The organism is Streptomyces sp. NPDC039465 (genome assembly GCF_055639315.1).
Map to the genome: position 1 here is coordinate 511,056 of NZ_JBVKAP010000001.1, position 14,427 is coordinate 525,482.

14 protein-coding genes are annotated in these 14,427 nt (G+C 72.1%); 10 read left to right on the forward strand and 4 right to left on the reverse strand.

Translation table 11 applies throughout. The features are described 5' to 3' along the window. The first annotated feature begins 308 nt into the window (after window positions 1-308). From ACZ7LT_RS02345 to ACZ7LT_RS02355, 3 genes are all read left to right on the forward strand, one after another. Window positions 309-2,384, forward strand: a complete 2,076-nt coding sequence (locus ACZ7LT_RS02345; protein WP_471232993.1) for a PIG-L family deacetylase — start codon at window positions 309-311, stop codon at window positions 2,382-2,384. Window positions 2,385-2,456: 72 nt separating this feature from the next. Next, the gene (locus ACZ7LT_RS02350; RefSeq protein ID WP_471232994.1) at window positions 2,457-2,972 is read left to right on the forward strand and encodes a pyridoxamine 5'-phosphate oxidase family protein; all 516 of its coding nucleotides are present in this window, start codon (window positions 2,457-2,459) and stop codon (window positions 2,970-2,972) included. A gap of 19 nt (window positions 2,973-2,991) precedes the next feature. Then, entirely contained in the window at window positions 2,992-3,423 is a 432-nt protein-coding gene (locus ACZ7LT_RS02355) for a VOC family protein (protein WP_471232996.1), read from the forward strand. Window positions 3,424-3,497: 74 nt separating this feature from the next. On the opposite strand, the gene ACZ7LT_RS02360 is transcribed toward ACZ7LT_RS02355, so the two are convergent. Beyond that, window positions 3,498-4,859, reverse strand: a complete 1,362-nt coding sequence (locus ACZ7LT_RS02360) for a glutamine synthetase family protein (protein WP_019885761.1) — start codon at window positions 4,857-4,859, stop codon at window positions 3,498-3,500. Window positions 4,860-5,183: 324 nt separating this feature from the next. Here ACZ7LT_RS02360 and ACZ7LT_RS02365 point away from each other — a divergent pair, with 324 nt between their 5' ends. The 4 genes from ACZ7LT_RS02365 (at window position 5,184) to ACZ7LT_RS02380 (ending at window position 7,514) form a co-directional block, all read left to right on the forward strand. Beyond that, window positions 5,184-5,546 (forward strand): hypothetical protein, encoded by a 363-nt coding sequence (locus ACZ7LT_RS02365; protein ID WP_471232998.1) that lies wholly within the window; start codon window positions 5,184-5,186, stop codon window positions 5,544-5,546. Between the two features lie 91 nt (window positions 5,547-5,637). Beyond that, a complete protein-coding gene (locus ACZ7LT_RS02370) occupies window positions 5,638-6,285 on the forward strand; it encodes a DUF3105 domain-containing protein (protein WP_471232999.1) in 648 nt (215 codons plus the stop codon). Beyond that, a complete protein-coding gene (locus ACZ7LT_RS02375; protein WP_471233001.1) occupies window positions 6,282-6,917 on the forward strand; it encodes a DUF305 domain-containing protein in 636 nt (211 codons plus the stop codon). The genes ACZ7LT_RS02370 and ACZ7LT_RS02375 overlap by 4 nt, the downstream gene beginning before the upstream one ends. A 177-nt stretch (window positions 6,918-7,094) precedes the next feature. Beyond that, entirely contained in the window at window positions 7,095-7,514 is a 420-nt protein-coding gene (locus ACZ7LT_RS02380) for a CBS domain-containing protein (protein WP_471233002.1), read from the forward strand. Here the strand turns inward: ACZ7LT_RS02380 and ACZ7LT_RS02385 are convergent. Together ACZ7LT_RS02385 and ACZ7LT_RS02390 are read right to left on the reverse strand one after the other, a co-directional pair. Further along, window positions 7,499-8,374, reverse strand: a complete 876-nt coding sequence (locus tag ACZ7LT_RS02385) for an alpha/beta fold hydrolase (RefSeq protein ID WP_471233003.1) — start codon at window positions 8,372-8,374, stop codon at window positions 7,499-7,501. The two genes, ACZ7LT_RS02380 and ACZ7LT_RS02385, sit on opposite strands and share 16 nt — an antisense overlap. Then, entirely contained in the window at window positions 8,371-9,039 is a 669-nt protein-coding gene (locus ACZ7LT_RS02390) for a DUF998 domain-containing protein (RefSeq protein ID WP_471233005.1), read from the reverse strand. Before ACZ7LT_RS02390 ends, ACZ7LT_RS02385 begins: the two co-directional genes overlap by 4 nt. Window positions 9,040-9,151: 112 nt before the next feature. Here ACZ7LT_RS02390 and ACZ7LT_RS02395 point away from each other — a divergent pair, with 112 nt between their 5' ends. From ACZ7LT_RS02395 to ACZ7LT_RS02405, 3 genes are all read left to right on the forward strand, one after another. Beyond that, complete coding sequence (locus ACZ7LT_RS02395; RefSeq protein WP_471233007.1) at window positions 9,152-9,646, forward strand: hypothetical protein; 495 nt, start codon at window positions 9,152-9,154, stop codon at window positions 9,644-9,646. 80 nt (window positions 9,647-9,726) lie between these two features. Further along, window positions 9,727-11,352, forward strand: a complete 1,626-nt coding sequence (locus tag ACZ7LT_RS02400; protein WP_471233009.1) for a multicopper oxidase family protein — start codon at window positions 9,727-9,729, stop codon at window positions 11,350-11,352. Window positions 11,353-11,443: 91 nt separating this feature from the next. Beyond that, window positions 11,444-13,198, forward strand: a complete 1,755-nt coding sequence (locus ACZ7LT_RS02405; protein WP_471233011.1) for an NAD+ synthase — start codon at window positions 11,444-11,446, stop codon at window positions 13,196-13,198. A gap of 33 nt (window positions 13,199-13,231) precedes the next feature. Here ACZ7LT_RS02405 and ACZ7LT_RS02410 read toward each other — a convergent pair whose 3' ends face one another. Beyond that, a complete protein-coding gene (locus ACZ7LT_RS02410; RefSeq protein WP_471233012.1) occupies window positions 13,232-14,254 on the reverse strand; it encodes an endonuclease/exonuclease/phosphatase family protein in 1,023 nt (340 codons plus the stop codon). Window positions 14,255-14,427: the final 173 nt, after the last annotated feature.

Consider the following 14,427-nt stretch of genomic DNA (forward strand, 5'->3'; position numbering starts at 1 on the left):
CACGCACACCACGTGCCACGTCACATGCCGACCGGACCACGCAACGTCCCCCGGCCCCCGGGGCGGGGCGGCACGCCGCGAGGAGTGCCGGGTCCGCTACCGGCGCCCGGGGCGGGCGCCAGCCGGCCCCGGCAACGTGCTCGCCCGTGCGCGCCGCAGGGCCCGATGTGAGGCGCGTATCACGTGACATACGCCATGTTCTTCGCCCTTCGCGGCTGATGAACCGTATTCATGGAAATTCCGTCTTCTTTGCCGCTTCGGGCCGTCCGGCCCGGAGCCGGCCCTGCCTGCACGAAAGTCCGACGCCCATGCCGCCGCGCTCCCGCCGCCCCCGTCGTCCTCGTCGACGCCTTCTCCTGGCGACCGCCGTGACCCTGACCGCGCTCACCGGCGCGACCGCCGGCACGCTGTGGCTGACGTCCTCGTCGTCCGACGCGTCCGACGTGCCGAGCCGGGGTGTTCCGGTGGAGGCGGCGATGAAGCCCGTGCGGACGGCCGGGACCGCGGTCGTGCAGATCATGGCCCACCCCGACGACGACCTGTTCTTCATGAACCCGGACACCGCCCAGTCCATACGCTCCGGCGACAGCCTCACCTCCGTGTACCTGACCGCGGGCGAGTCGGACGGGGTGAACGCCCGCCGGGACGACGCCCACCAGCCCGCGCCGGACAAGGCCGCCTACGCCGAGGCCCGCCAGAACGGCATACGCGCCGCCTACGCCGAGATGGCCACCGGCAACCGCACCAGCCCCTGGGACCGCACCGCGATACCCACCGAGGGCGGCGGGCTCGCCGAGCTGGACACGCTGCGCGCGAAGCCGCAGATCAGCCTGGTGTGGGTGCAGCTGCGCGAGGCCGGCTCGATCAGCGGCGACCGGCCGCACAGCCTGCACGGCCTTTGGGACGGCCGGATCGGCTCGCTCGCGTCCCAGCGGGCCGCCGGGACGCCGGTCCGCCAGGACTTCTCGTACACCAAGGAGCAGGTCGTCGACACGGTCGCCGGGCTACTGGAGCGGTTCCGGCCGACGTTCGTACGGATGCAGGACCCGACGCCGGGCCGCGACACCGGGTCGGGGAAGTACGCGGACCACCAGGACCACATGTACGGGGCGCGGTTCGCGCAGGCGGCGCTGGCCCGCTACGCCGAGGTGCCGGGCCGCCCCGCCTTCGGGGTCCAGAACTACCTTGGCTACTTCACCGGCGGCCTGCCGCACACCCTGGACCGCAGGTCGTACGGGGAGAAGCTGCGCACGCTGAAGACGTACGCCTGGACCGACCACACGGACTACTGCGAGGACCCCGCCGGGTGCGGCGACCGGAAGGTCGCGGCGCGGCCGGCCGGGCACGGCTGGGCGCAGTCGGTGCGCTACACGCGCGGATCGTCCACGTCGTGGGTGCAGCGCGGCGGCGACGGCTCGCTGTGGGCGTTCTCGGTGCTCGACGGGCGGCTCGCGGTGTGGCAGAAGCCGGTCGGCGCCGCCTCCCTGTGGCGCGGGCCGACGCTGACGGCCGGGACGGGTCTGGACGCGGGCGTGACGTCCGTACGGCTGCCGGACGGCCGGATCGCGGTCTTCGCCACCCGTACGACCCTCGGCGAGACGGCGGAGCAGTACCGGCGTGATGTGGTGACGTCGGTGCAGGCCGCCGTGGGCGGGGCGTTCGGGCCGTGGCGTTCCCTCGGGACGCCCGAGCGGGACGACCGTACGTCCACCTCCGACATCAGCGCCCCGGCGGTGACCGTCGACGCGCGGGGCCATGTGACCGTGTACGTACGCGACGGCCGCTACCGCCTCACCGCCACGGCCCAGCGCGCGGACGGCGGCTGGTCACCGTGGCGGTCCCTGGGCGGACACGACATCCACGGCGACCCGGTGGCCGCCACCGACGCGCACGGCCGCGGCTATGTCTTCGCCGCGACCCCGAAGACCGTGCTGGCCTGGACGCAGCGGACGCCCGGCGGGCCGCTGACCGGGCCCGTGCCGACGGGTCTGCCGCCGACGACGCTGTCGCTGAGCGTGGGACCCGACGGGGACGAGGGCGACGGCGTACGGCTGTGGTTCCGCGCCCCGGGCTCGGGCGATGTGCGCAGCGCCCGGTTCGCGGGCAGCGGCCTGGCCTCCCCGGTGACGGCGCTGACGGGCGGTGTGGCCGGCTGGGGGCCGGTCAGCGGTGGCGAGGGGCTGGTCGCGGCCCGTTCCCGCAGCGGCGGTCTGGCGACCGCGCAGCCGGGCGGCGCGGGGAAGAAGCCGTGGACGCTGTCGACGCCGCTGTTCTCGGGCGCGCCCAGCGGCATCCCGGACGGCCGGGACGCCACAGGCAGCACGGGTGGCGTCGCGACGATCGGTCTGGACGGCCGGCTGAACTGGACGCCGACGCGGCGATGAGTTCCGTTCCGTGGCACGGTCATTCCTGAGGACCTGAACGCCAGCAGGTGACCGACACCGGAGGACCGTGCCATGGAGCAGCCGACGGAACAGCCGACGACCGACCTCGATCCGCGCTACAGCGACGAGAAGGCCACGCCGACACCGTGGTCCGAGGCGGTGGCGAGCCTGGGCGCGGCGGAGGTGTTCTGGCTGACGACGGTCCGTCCGGACGGCCGCCCGCATGTGACGCCGCTGATCGCGGTCTGGTGGGACGGAAGCCTGCATTTCTGCACCGGCGCCGACGAGCGGAAGGCCCGCAACCTCACGCACAATCAGGAGGTCGTCCTCACCACGGGCGCCAACCGCCTCGGTGAGGGGTTCGACGTGGTGGTCGAGGGAGCGGCCGTACGGGTGACGGACGAGGCGCGCCTGCGTGAACTCGCCGCCGCCTACGAGGAGAAGTACGGCCCCGAGTGGCACTTCGACGTACGCGACGGCGCGTTCCTGGGGGACGGTCATCAGGCGCTGGTGTTCGCCGTCGCGCCCCGTACGGCCTTCGGTTTCGCCAAGGGCGAGCCGTACGGTCAGACCCGCTGGCGCTTCTGACGTGACTTGAGGAGACCCGATGAACTGGACGCTCGAAGTGGTCCCGGTCCCCGCCACCGACCTGGACCGGTCGAAGGAGTTCTACGCCGACAAGGTCGGTTTCAAAGTGGACCTGGACGACGAGGTCGCTCCCGGTATGCGCATCATCCAGCTGACCCCGCCCGGCTCCCGCTGTTCGGTCGCACTGCTCTCGGGCATGCCGACGGCCCCGGGTTCGAAGAACATGACACCCGGCACCCTGCACGGCCTCCAGCTCTGCGTCACCGACATCGAGTCGGCCCGCGCCCAGCTGGTGGACCGCGGCGTGGAGGCGGGCCCGATCCAGCACGTGGGCGCGGCGGGCTGGGAGGACGGCAAGGGCGACACCTGGAACTCCTTCATGACCTTCGCCGACCCCGACGGCAACACCTGGGTCGTCCAGGAGGCCCCCTCCGAACTCTCCGAACGCTGACGTCAGGACGCGGCCCGGACATACGAGTACGGGGGTACGGGGACCGGGTCCCCGTACCCCCGTACTCGTAGCGGTCAGAGCACCGGCAGGTTCTTGCGGAGCTCGAAGGCCGTCACCTCGGAGCGGTACTCCTCCCACTCCTGCTTCTTGTTGCGCAGGAAGAAGTCGAAGACGTGCTCGCCGAGGGTCTCGGCGACCAGTTCGCTCTTCTCCATCAGGTGGATCGCCTCGCCGAGGTTCTGCGGGAGGGGCTCGATGCCCATCGCGCGGCGCTCGGCGTCGGAGAGGGCCCAGACGTCGTCGTCGGCGCCGGCCGGGAGTTCGTAGCCCTCCTCGATGCCCTTGAGGCCCGCGGCGAGCAGGACCGCGTAAGTGAGGTAGGGGTTGGCGCCGGAGTCGATGGAGCGGACCTCGACGCGGGAGGAGCCGGTCTTGCCGGGCTTGTACATGGGGACGCGGATCAGGGCCGAGCGGTTGTTGTGGCCCCAGCAGATGTACGAGGGGGCCTCGCCGCCCGAGCCCGCCGTGCGGGCCGAGCCGCCCCAGATGCGCTTGTAGGAGTTGACCCACTGGTTGGTGACGGCCGAGATCTCGGCGGCGTGCTTGAGCAGGCCGGCGATGAAGGAACGGCCCACCTTGGAGAGCTGGTACTCGGCGCCGGACTCGTAGAAGGCGTTCCGGTCTCCCTCGAAGAGGGAGAGGTGGGTGTGCATCCCGGAGCCGGGGTACTCGGAGAACGGCTTGGGCATGAACGTCGCCTGGACGCCCTGCTCCAGCGCCACCTGCTTCATGACCAGCCGGAACGTCATGATGTTGTCGGCGGTGGAGAGCGCGTCGGCGTACCGCAGGTCGATCTCCTGCTGGCCGGGGGCGCCCTCGTGGTGGGAGAACTCCACCGAGATGCCCATCGATTCCAGCATCGTGATCGCCTGGCGGCGGAAGTCCATGCCGACGTTCTGCGGGGTGTGGTCGAAGTAGCCGGAGTTGTCGGCGGGGGTGGGCTTGGTCCCGTCGAGCGGCTTGTCCTTCAGCAGGAAGAACTCGATCTCGGGGTGGGTGTAGAAGGTGAAGCCGAGGTCCGAGGTCTTGGCCAGGATCCGCTTGAGGACGAAGCGGGGGTCCGCGAAGGACGGCGAGCCGTCCGGCATGAGGATGTCGCAGAACATCCGGGCGGTGCCCGGGGCCTCCGCGCGCCAGGGCAGGATCTGGAAGGTGCCCGGATCCGGCTTGGCGATCATGTCGGACTCGTAGACCCGGGCGAAGCCCTCGATCGCCGAGCCGTCGAAGCCGATGCCCTCGTCGAAGGCCTGTTCCAGCTCGGCGGGCGCCACCGCGACCGACTTGAGGAAGCCGAGCACATCGGTGAACCACAGGCGCACGAACCGGATGTCACGCTCCTCGAGCGTGCGGAGCACGAATTCCTGCTGCTTGTCCATTTCCACACCCATCTTCGCTGGTCAGCCCGCCTGCTCCCGCCGTGCGCACCGGGGGGACCATGAGCATCCCACCACACGGTTTCATACAGGTTGCGGACCCATACTGCCTGCTCACGTGCGCCACAGGGAACGGCCACCCCCAGGTCGCCCCGCACTCGTCCCGGACTCGTCCCGCAGTGATCGACGCAGTCGTCCCGCACGCGTCCCGGATCGTGCTCCGCAGAGTCATGCATACCCCGTCTGGCGTGCGACAGGGGTTCTCCCACTACGATCGCGGCCATGGGGGGCCTGCGGCTCAGACGCATCTCGGACACCGCGCGTCCCATGGCACTGCTGAGTGCCATGGCGACGCTGCTCGCCGCGCTCTTCGTCTGTCTGGGCGCGGCCGAGGCGGCCGAGGCCCGTGACCACCACCGGGCCGTCGCCCCGTCCCCGGTCCTGACCGCCTCCCCCACCCGGCCCGCCCCGGCGACGAGCTCCTATCTGTGCCCGTACGACCGCGGGGACTGCGGCCTCTTCCCGTCGCTGAGCGCCGCCGTGCTCACCGCCCCGCCGCTCGATCCCCCGCTGCCCGCCGCGGCGACGCTGCCCCGGCTCGCCCCGCCGAGCGCCCCCGGGGGCACGCACCGTCCGGGGCCACCGCCCCGGGCGCCCGATCTTCACGTCCTTCAGGTCCTGCGGACATAGCCGGGCCGTGCGCACAGGGCCCACCCCGCTCGTTGTGCACCACACCGCTCGAACCGATCGACAGAACACTCGAATGTGAAGGACTTCCGTCATGGGCAACCGCAACACCACCGCCGACCGCCGCGCCCGAATAGAGGAGATGCGCCGCGCGGAGAAGGCCCGCGAGACCCGTAATCGCATCATCACGATCGGCCTGTCCACCGTCGTGGTGGCCGGTCTCGTCGGCTTCGGCGCGTACGTGCTCAACAAGGAGTCGGACAAGAAGGAGCAGCGGGAGACCGCCGCCAAGGCGCCCATCAAGGACGAGAAGACCTGGGACGCGAAGAAGCTCGGCCGCAACCACGTGACCAAGTCCGTCACGTACGAGATGAAGCCCCCGGTCGGCGGCGACCACCACCCGGTGTGGATGAACTGCGACGGCGACGTCTACAAGACCCCGATCCCCGAGGTCAACGCCGTCCACTCGCTGGAGCACGGCGCGGTCTGGGTGACGTACAACGACAAGGCCCCGCAGGCCGAGGTGAAGAAGCTCGCCGAGAAGGTCGACAAGACGTCGTACACGCTGATGAGCCCGGTGAAGGAGCAGACCGGCGCGATCATGCTCAGCGCGTGGGGCAAGCAGGTCACGGTGGACAGCGCGAGCGACCCGCGGGTGGACGCGTTCTTCACCAAGTACATCCAGGGCCCGCAGACTCCTGAGCCGGGCGCCGCGTGCACCGGCGGTCAGGTCGCGCAGTGACCCGTACACACTGGGCCGCGATCACCGCGGTCGTCCTCGCGCTGCTGTTCGCCGGGGCGGCCACGGTCACCTCGGCGCAGCGGGACGAGCCGCGCGCCTCGGGGCCGGCCCATGACTCGGCCGACGCGGGCTTCGCCCGTGACATGGCGCTCCACCACCAGCAGGCGGTGGAGATGTCGTTCATCGTGCGGGACCGCACTCAGGACGAGGACGTCCGCCGCCTCGCCTACGACATCGCCAACACCCAGGCCAACCAGCGCGGCATGATGCTGGGCTGGCTGGACCTGTGGGGGCTTCCGAAGGTCGCCGCGGACCAGGAGCCGATGGCCTGGATGGGCATGGCCGGTCACGGGGGCTCGGGCCCCAAGGACGGGGCGGTCATGCCCGGCATGGCGACCCGGACACAGCTGGCGCAGCTGCGCAAGGCGAGCGGCAAGCAGGCCGAGATCCTGTACCTGCAGCTGATGACCGCCCACCACAAGGGCGGCGTGCACATGGCGCAGGGGTGTGTGGAGCGGTGTGTGCCGGGGGTCGAGCGGCAGCTGGCGCAGGGCATGGTCGACGCGCAGGAGTCGGAGATCCTGCTCATGGCCGACATGCTGCGAAAGCGGGGCGCGAAGCCCGCGGTGTGACATCGCGATCCGACATACCGGTGTGACATCGCGATATGACAGCACGCGCGGACGGCCGCCGAGGGGGCGAGGCCCCCTCGGCGGCCGTCGCCGTCTCCAGCGGTCGCGGGGCGCGACGGGACGGACGATGATGGAGGCGCTCGGGGACGTACGACGCCTTACGGAGGTACGCACCCCATGACCACCGCGAAAGACATCATGCACTCCGGGGCCAAGTGGATCCCCCGGCACGAGACGCTCGACCGGGCCGCGCAGATGATGCGTGACCTGAACGTCGGCGCGCTGCCCATCGCCGACGAGAACGAACGGCTCTGCGGCATCATCACGGACCGCGACATCGTGGTCGGCTGTGTGGCGCTGGGCCATGACCCGGCCCGGATCACCTGCGGCGAGATGGCCAAGGGCACCCCCCGCTGGATCGACGCGGGGTCGGATGTCGGCGAGGTGCTCCAGGAGATGAAGGGCCACCAGATCAAGCGGCTCCCGGTGATCGAGAACAAGCGTCTGGTCGGCATGATCAGCGAGGCCGATCTGGCCAAGCACCTGAACGACGAGCAGATCGCGGAGTTCTGCGAGAGCGTCTACGGGCGCGCCTGACCTCCCCGACCCTGGTCCCCCTGATCCTCCAGGTCCCGCACGGCCAGTACGGCCCGGGCCACGGCTTCGGGGCGGTCCAGCATCATCAGATGGCCCGACGGTTCGACGGCCTCGTAGCGGGCGCCGAGCCGCCGGGCCAGCGCGCGCTGGCGGGCGGCCCAGCGGGCCGAGCCGTCGGGCGCGGCGAGGACGGTGACCGGGAGCCCGCCGGGCAGCGGATGGCGCTCGCGCAGGGCGAGGAGCTCGGCGGCCACCGCGCGGTAGTGGGTGTTCTCCAGGAATGCGCCCCGCATCACACGTGACGTGGCATAGCAGCGGCGTACGAGCGCGGCCGGTGCCGGGTCGCCGCCGCCGCTGCGGGAGAACCGTACGGTGACGCGGCGGGCGAGCGGGCCGACCGCGGCGGGCGCGCCGACGGCAGTGAGGGCGGTGCCGATACCGCGCGCGAGGGCGGTACGCACGGCCGGGGCGGCCGGGGTGCGTGCGTGCTCCTCGACGGAGGAGTCGACGAGGACGAGCGCGGCGGTACGGGCGGGGTGGAGGCGGGCGAAGGCCTCGGCGTGGAACCCCGCGACGGAGTGCCCGACGACGGTGGCCGGACCGGTCAGGCCGAGCGCATCGAGCAGCCCCGCGATGCGGTGGGCCTCCCCCGCGGCGGTCGGGGCGACCGGGGCCGGGGCGGAGAGTCCGTGGCCGGGCCGGTCGAAGCGGACGACGGTGCGGTGCGGGGCGAGCAGCGGGACGACCGGGTCCCAGTCGAACCAACTCATGCCGAGACCGGCGCTGAGGACGCAGACCGGTCCGCCGCCCTCGACGACGACGTGGTGGGCGACGCCGCCGACCCGTACGAAAGGACTCAATCTCGCTCCCTGGCCACGGAGATGGCGAGTACCGCGAGCCAGCCTGCCACGAGCAGTACCTGAAGGCGCTGCCCGGCCCCCAGGGACCAGTTCCCGCGGCCGGCCTCGAAGGCGGCCACGGCGGCCAGGGTCCAGCCGGTGGCGGCGAGTTCGAGGACGACGAGGGCGGGTCCGGTACGGGCGAGGGGCGCCCAGATGCGGTAGCGGCGGGCGGCGACCGTGAGCGCCACCATCCCGGCGAGCGCCCCGGCCATGGCGAGGCTGGAGCTGACGGCGTGGGCGGTGTGGGTGGCCGGGACGAGCCCGGCGGTCTCGCGGGCGGCGCACTCGGGGTCGACGGTGGGCGGGCAGCTGAGCGGCAGCCGGGAGTCGACGGCGGTGGCGGCGCCGAACAGCGCGAGGGCCGCCCATCCCGCGACGGTCCACGGCCGCCGCGGAAGCCTCAGCAGGGCCCACAGGGCTCCGGCGAGCAGGAGGAGCCCGGCGGCGAGGTCGGTGGCGCGGAACAGCCCGCCCAGGGGCTGGTCGGCGGCGGCGAGTTCGGAGACGTACGTCCGGACCGGGTCGAGTCCGGTGTGGGCGACGACTTCGAGCACCCACGCGGTGTACACGAGCGCGCCGAGGGCGAGGAGGACGGCGACAGAGCGAGCACCACGTGTGGACATAGTGGGATGAAGCCTACGCGCGCGCGGCCGCCTCCTGGCGGCCGGGGTGACGCGACGCGGCGTGCGGTACGCCGCCATGCCGGCGCATACCGGGTGGGGGTAGGGTGCGGGCGTGGTGACATGGCGGCGCGGGAGCGAGGGGCGGTACGGGCGGTGGCTGCTGCTCGTGGCGCTGCTCTTCGGCATCGTCACCATGCACACGCTGGGCCACCCCTCTGCCCACGGCACCGGCCACGGCCCGCAGGCCTCCACGGCGGAGGCCGGGACGCACGGCCCCGCGGCGGCCGACGCGCACGAGGCGCACAGTGCGCATACCGAGGCCGTACCCGTCTCCCCTGAAGCCGCTCTGGACGCACACCCGCCCCTGGCCCGCGACCACACCACACCCAGCACCAGCCACAGCGGCGAAGGCCAGGGATTCGACCCGACGTCGGTGTGCCTGGCCGTGCTCGGGGCGCTCGGGGTGGCCCTGCTGATCGTGCGGCCGGCCGTGCGGCACACGGGCGCCGCGCTCGTCGTCGCGAGCGGCCGGCGGCTGCGGGCGCTGTGGCCGATCCCCCCGCCGCCGAGGACGCACCTCACCCTGCTGTCGGTCCTGCGGATTTAGGAGCGCCCGGCCGCCCACGCGGCCCTTCGCGCCCTTTTCGTACGCAGCAACACCGACACCCTCACGAGGTGCACCCAGTCATGTCCACGCAGCACACCCGCCGCGCCGTCCTCGGCGCGGGAATCGCCGTCGCCGGTACGGGACTTCTGTCCGCGTGCTCGACCTCCACGACCGACCCCACCACCCACACCGCCACCGGTTTCGTCGCGCCCGACGGGAAGGAGGTCGCCGCCGCCGAGGCCCGGCGCGCCAGGGGACCCGTCCGCGAGGTACGGCTCACCGCCACCCCGACCCCGCTCGACCTGGGCGGCGGCCGGACCGTCAAGTCCTGGGCGTACGGGGACCGGTTGCCCGGCAAGGAGGTCCGGGTCACCGCCGGCGACACCCTCGCCCTCACCCTCGCCAACCACCTGCCCGCCCCCACCTCCCTGCACTGGCACGGCCTCGCCCTGCGCAACGACATGGACGGCGTCCCGGGCCTGACCCAGCAGGAGATCCGGCCGGGCGGGCAGTTCGCGTACCGCTTCGCGGTGCCGCACCCGGGGACGTACTGGTTCCATCCGCACTCCGGCGTCCAGCAGGACCGCGGACTGTACGCGCCGCTGATCGTGGAGGACCCGAAGGAGCCGCTGGCCTACGACAAGGAGTGGGTCGTCGTCCTCGACGACTGGGTCGACGGCGTGGACGGCTCGACCCCGGACGGGGTGCTGGCGGAGCTGCGCAAGGGCATGCCGCCGGGCATGGACCACGGCGACGGCTCCGGCAGCGGCACGAGCGGCTCCGGCTCCGGCTCCGGCGGCCATGAGGGTCACAGCATGTCCATGAAAATTGACGAAGCGCCTTCCCCGGCCGCCGCCCCCTCCCCCACCGGCCCCTCCCGGATGATGATGGGCGCCACCAGCGACCTGCTCGGCGGTGATGCCGGTGACGTCGCCTACCCGCACTACCTGATCAACGGCCGTACCCCCGAGGCCCCCACCGAGTTCCGCGCCAAGCCGGGCGACCGCATCCGGCTGCGGATCATCAACGCGGGCGGCGACACCGCCTTCCGGGTCGCCCTCGGCGGCCACCGGCTCACCGTGACCCACACCGACGGCTTCCCGGTCCGCCACGCCCCGGCGGACGCGCTGCTGCTCGGCATGGGTGAGCGCTACGACGTCCTGGTCACCGCGGGCGACGGGGTCTTCCCGCTCACCGCCGTCGCCGAGGGCAAGAAGGCGGCGGCGCTGGCCGTGCTGCGCACCGGTGGCGGCGCGGCGCCCACCGCGTCCGTACGGCCCAAGGAGCTGTCCGGGAAGGTGCTCACCGCGGACCGGCTGACGGCCCACCCGTCGGTGGCGCTGCCCGCCCGTACGCCCGACCGGACGATCCGCATCAAGCTCACCGGCGGGATGGCGGCGTACGACTGGGCCTTCGACAAGCAGCCGTACACGCCCGGACGGCGGCACGCGGTGAAGGCGGGTGAGCGGGTGCGGATCGAGTTCACCAACACGACCACGATGTGGCATCCGCTCCATCTGCACGGGCACACCTTCGCCCTGGCGAACGTGGCCGGCGGGCCCCGCAAGGACACGGCGGTGATCCTGCCCAACGCCACGCTGGCCGTGGACTTCGACGCCGACAATCCGGGTCTGTGGATGGTCCACTGCCACAACGTCTACCACTCGGAGGCCGGGATGATGACGGTCGTCGGATACCGGAGCTGACCCCTCCGCGAGCAGGGGGCGCCCCGCCACGTGGGGCGCCCCACACCGCTCCGTCCCGACATCGCGTCGCTTTGACGATTACACTGGACGCGTGCCTCAACTACGCCTCGCCCTGAATCAGATCGACTCGACCGTCGGTGATCTCGCCGGCAACGCCGAGGCGATCGTGCACTGGACCCGGCACGCCGCCGAGCAGGGGGCGCATCTCGTCGCCTTCCCCGAGATGGTGCTGACCGGCTACCCCGTCGAGGACCTCGCCCTGCGCTCGTCGTTCGTCGAGGCGTCCCGGGCCGCGCTGCGCGCGCTGGCCGTACGCCTGGACGCCGAGGGCTTCGGGGAGCTGCCGGTCGTCGTCGGCTACCTCGACCGCTCCGAGCGCGCCGTCCCCACGTACGGCCAGCCGGCGGGCGCCCCGCAGAACGCGGCGGCGGTGCTGCACCGCGGCCGGGTGGCGCTCAGCTTCGCCAAGCACCACCTGCCGAACTACGGCGTCTTCGACGAGTTCCGCTACTTCGTGCCCGGCGACACCATGCCGGTGGTCCGGGTCCACGGCATCGACGTGGCGCTGGCCATCTGCGAGGACCTGTGGCAGGACGGCGGGCGCGTCCCGGCGGCCCGTTCCGCGGGGGCCGGGCTGCTGCTGTCGGTCAACGCCTCGCCGTACGAGCAGAACAAGGACGACACCCGTCTGGAGCTGGTGCGCAAGCGCGCCCAGGAGGCGGGCTGCACGCTCGCGTACCTGGCGATGATGGGCGGCCAGGACGAGCTGGTGTTCGACGGCGACTCGATCGTCGTCGACCGGGACGGCGAAGTGATCGCGCGTGCGCCGCAGTTCTCCGAGGGCAGTGTGATCCTCGACCTCGACCTGCCGGCCGGCGCGGCGGAGCCGGTGACCGGGGTCGTCGACGACGGGCTGCGGATCGACCGGGTGGTCCTCTCCGAGGAGCCGCTCGCGCCGTACGAACCGGAGCTGACGGGCGGTTACGCGGACCGCCTGGACGACGACGAGGAGGTGTACTCGGCGCTGGTCGTGGGCCTGCGGGCGTACGCCGCGAAGAACGGCTTCCGGTCGGTGCTGATCGGCCTGTCGGGCGGCATCGACTCGGCGCTGGTCGCCGCGATCGCCTGCGACGCGCTGGGTGCGCAGAACGTGTACGGCGTCTCGATGCCGTCCAAGTACTCCTCGGACCACTCCAAGGACGACGCGGCCGAGCTGGCCCGGCGTACCGGCCTCAACTTCCGTACGGTGTCGATCGCGCCGATGTTCGACGCGTACATGGGCGCGCTGGACCTCACCGGGCTCGCCGAGGAGAACCTCCAGTCCCGGATGCGCGGAACGCTGCTGATGGCGCTCTCCAACGAGGAGGGCCACATCGTCCTCGCGCCGGGCAACAAGTCCGAGCTGGCGGTGGGCTATTCGACGCTGTACGGCGACTCGGTCGGCGCGTACGGGCCGATCAAGGACGTCTACAAGACGTCGGTCTTCCGGCTGGCGCGCTGGCGCAACCGCGCCGCCGAGGAGCGCGGGCAGACGCCGCCGATCCCGGAGAACTCCCTCACCAAGCCGCCGAGCGCCGAGCTGCGCCCGGGCCAGGTCGACACGGACTCGCTGCCCGACTACGACGTCCTGGACCGGGTCCTGGAGCTGTACGTCGACCGGGACCAGGGCCGGGAGGCGATCGTGGCGGCCGGGTTCGACGAGGAGCTGGTCACCCGGACCGTACGGCTGGTCGACACGGCCGAGTACAAGCGCCGCCAGTACCCGCCGGGCACCAAGATCTCGGCAAAGGGCTTCGGCAAGGACCGCCGGCTGCCGATCACCAACCGCTGGCGCGAACACGCCTGACGGCCGGGAACACGCCTGAGGGCGCGGCGGCCGCTACATCTTCACGCGGGCCGCGATCGGCAGGTGGTCGCTGTCGGTGGCCGGGAGCGTCCAGGACGAGACCGGCTCCACGCCCTTGACCATGATCTGGTCGATGCGGGCCATCGGGAAGGACGCGGGCCAGCTGAAGCCGAAGCCGTCGCCCGCCGCGCCCTGGGTGGAGCGCATCTGGGACGTGACGGCGTTGAGGGAACGGTCATTCATGGTGCCGTTGAGGTCGCCGAGCAGGATCACCCGCCGCACCTGCTCGGCGGCGATGGCCTCGCCGAGCTGGTCGGCGCTGTTGTCGCGCTGGTTGGCGGTGAACCCGGCGTTCAGCTTGACCCGCACGGACGGGAGATGGGCGACGTAGACGGCGACCTCGCCGTGCGGGGTGGTCACCGTGGAGCGCATGGCGCGGGTCCAGCCCATGCGGATGTCGACGGGACGGGTGTCGCTCATGGGGTACTTGCTCCACAGGCCGACCGTGCCCTGCACGTCGTGGTACTTGTACGTGTCGGCCAGCGCCTTCTCGTACACCGGGACCATCTCGCCCTTGAGCTCCTCCAGGGCCACCACGTCCGCGCCGGAGGCGGCGACCTGACGGGCCGTGCCCGCGGGGTCGGGGTTGTCGGCGTTGACGTTGTGGGTGGCGACAGTGAGGTCGCCGCCCGCGGCGGACTTGTCGGTCAGCAGACCGCCGAAGAAGTTGAGCCACACGATCGCCGGGAGCAGCAGGGCGATCAGGGCGGTGGCGGAGCGCCGCAGCAGGGCCAGGGCGAGCAGCAGCGGCACGAAGAGGCCGAACCACGGCAGGAACGTCTCGGTGAGGCTGCCGAGGTTGCCGATCCGGTTGGGGATCTCGGCGTGGAAGATCATCGTGAGCGTGAGCAGCACCGCGCAGACGGCGAGCAGGATGCCCCGGCGCCAGATGCCCGGGTCGCGGCGCCAGCGGTCGAGGACTGTCCGGGGCCGGGGTCGCCCGGCGGAAGCCTCCGCGCCGCCGTGTCCGGTCTCCGTCATGTCCACCTGAGCCATACCGCTGTCCTCACTGCCTTGCCGTGCTCACCGTCCCGGGCTCGACACTAGGCGATGAGGGACGGCCGTACTGCCACGAGGACGACCAAGCGGCGCGGCGGGTTCCGGCGGGCGTCGGCGGGAGCCGGGCTGTGACAGAACGCGCATAAACGGACGGCTGCGGCAAGGGCGTA

Excerpts from the sequence above, each read along its gene's own strand:
- ACZ7LT_RS02345 (WP_471232993.1), top strand. The coding sequence starts at position 309 with ATGCCGCCGCGCTCCCGCCGCCCCCGTCGTCCTCGTCGACGCCTTCTC.
- ACZ7LT_RS02350 (WP_471232994.1), top strand. The coding sequence starts at position 2,457 with ATGGAGCAGCCGACGGAACAGCCGACGACCGACCTCGATCCGCGCTAC.
- ACZ7LT_RS02355 (WP_471232996.1), top strand. The coding sequence starts at position 2,992 with ATGAACTGGACGCTCGAAGTGGTCCCGGTCCCCGCCACCGACCTGGAC.
- ACZ7LT_RS02360 (WP_019885761.1), bottom strand. The coding sequence starts at position 4,859 with ATGGACAAGCAGCAGGAATTCGTGCTCCGCACGCTCGAGGAGCGTGAC.
- ACZ7LT_RS02365 (WP_471232998.1), top strand. The coding sequence starts at position 5,184 with ATGGCACTGCTGAGTGCCATGGCGACGCTGCTCGCCGCGCTCTTCGTC.
- ACZ7LT_RS02370 (WP_471232999.1), top strand. The coding sequence starts at position 5,638 with ATGGGCAACCGCAACACCACCGCCGACCGCCGCGCCCGAATAGAGGAG.
- ACZ7LT_RS02380 (WP_471233002.1), top strand. The coding sequence starts at position 7,095 with ATGACCACCGCGAAAGACATCATGCACTCCGGGGCCAAGTGGATCCCC.
- ACZ7LT_RS02390 (WP_471233005.1), bottom strand. The coding sequence starts at position 9,039 with ATGTCCACACGTGGTGCTCGCTCTGTCGCCGTCCTCCTCGCCCTCGGC.
- ACZ7LT_RS02400 (WP_471233009.1), top strand. The coding sequence starts at position 9,727 with ATGTCCACGCAGCACACCCGCCGCGCCGTCCTCGGCGCGGGAATCGCC.
- ACZ7LT_RS02410 (WP_471233012.1), bottom strand. The coding sequence starts at position 14,254 with ATGGCTCAGGTGGACATGACGGAGACCGGACACGGCGGCGCGGAGGCT.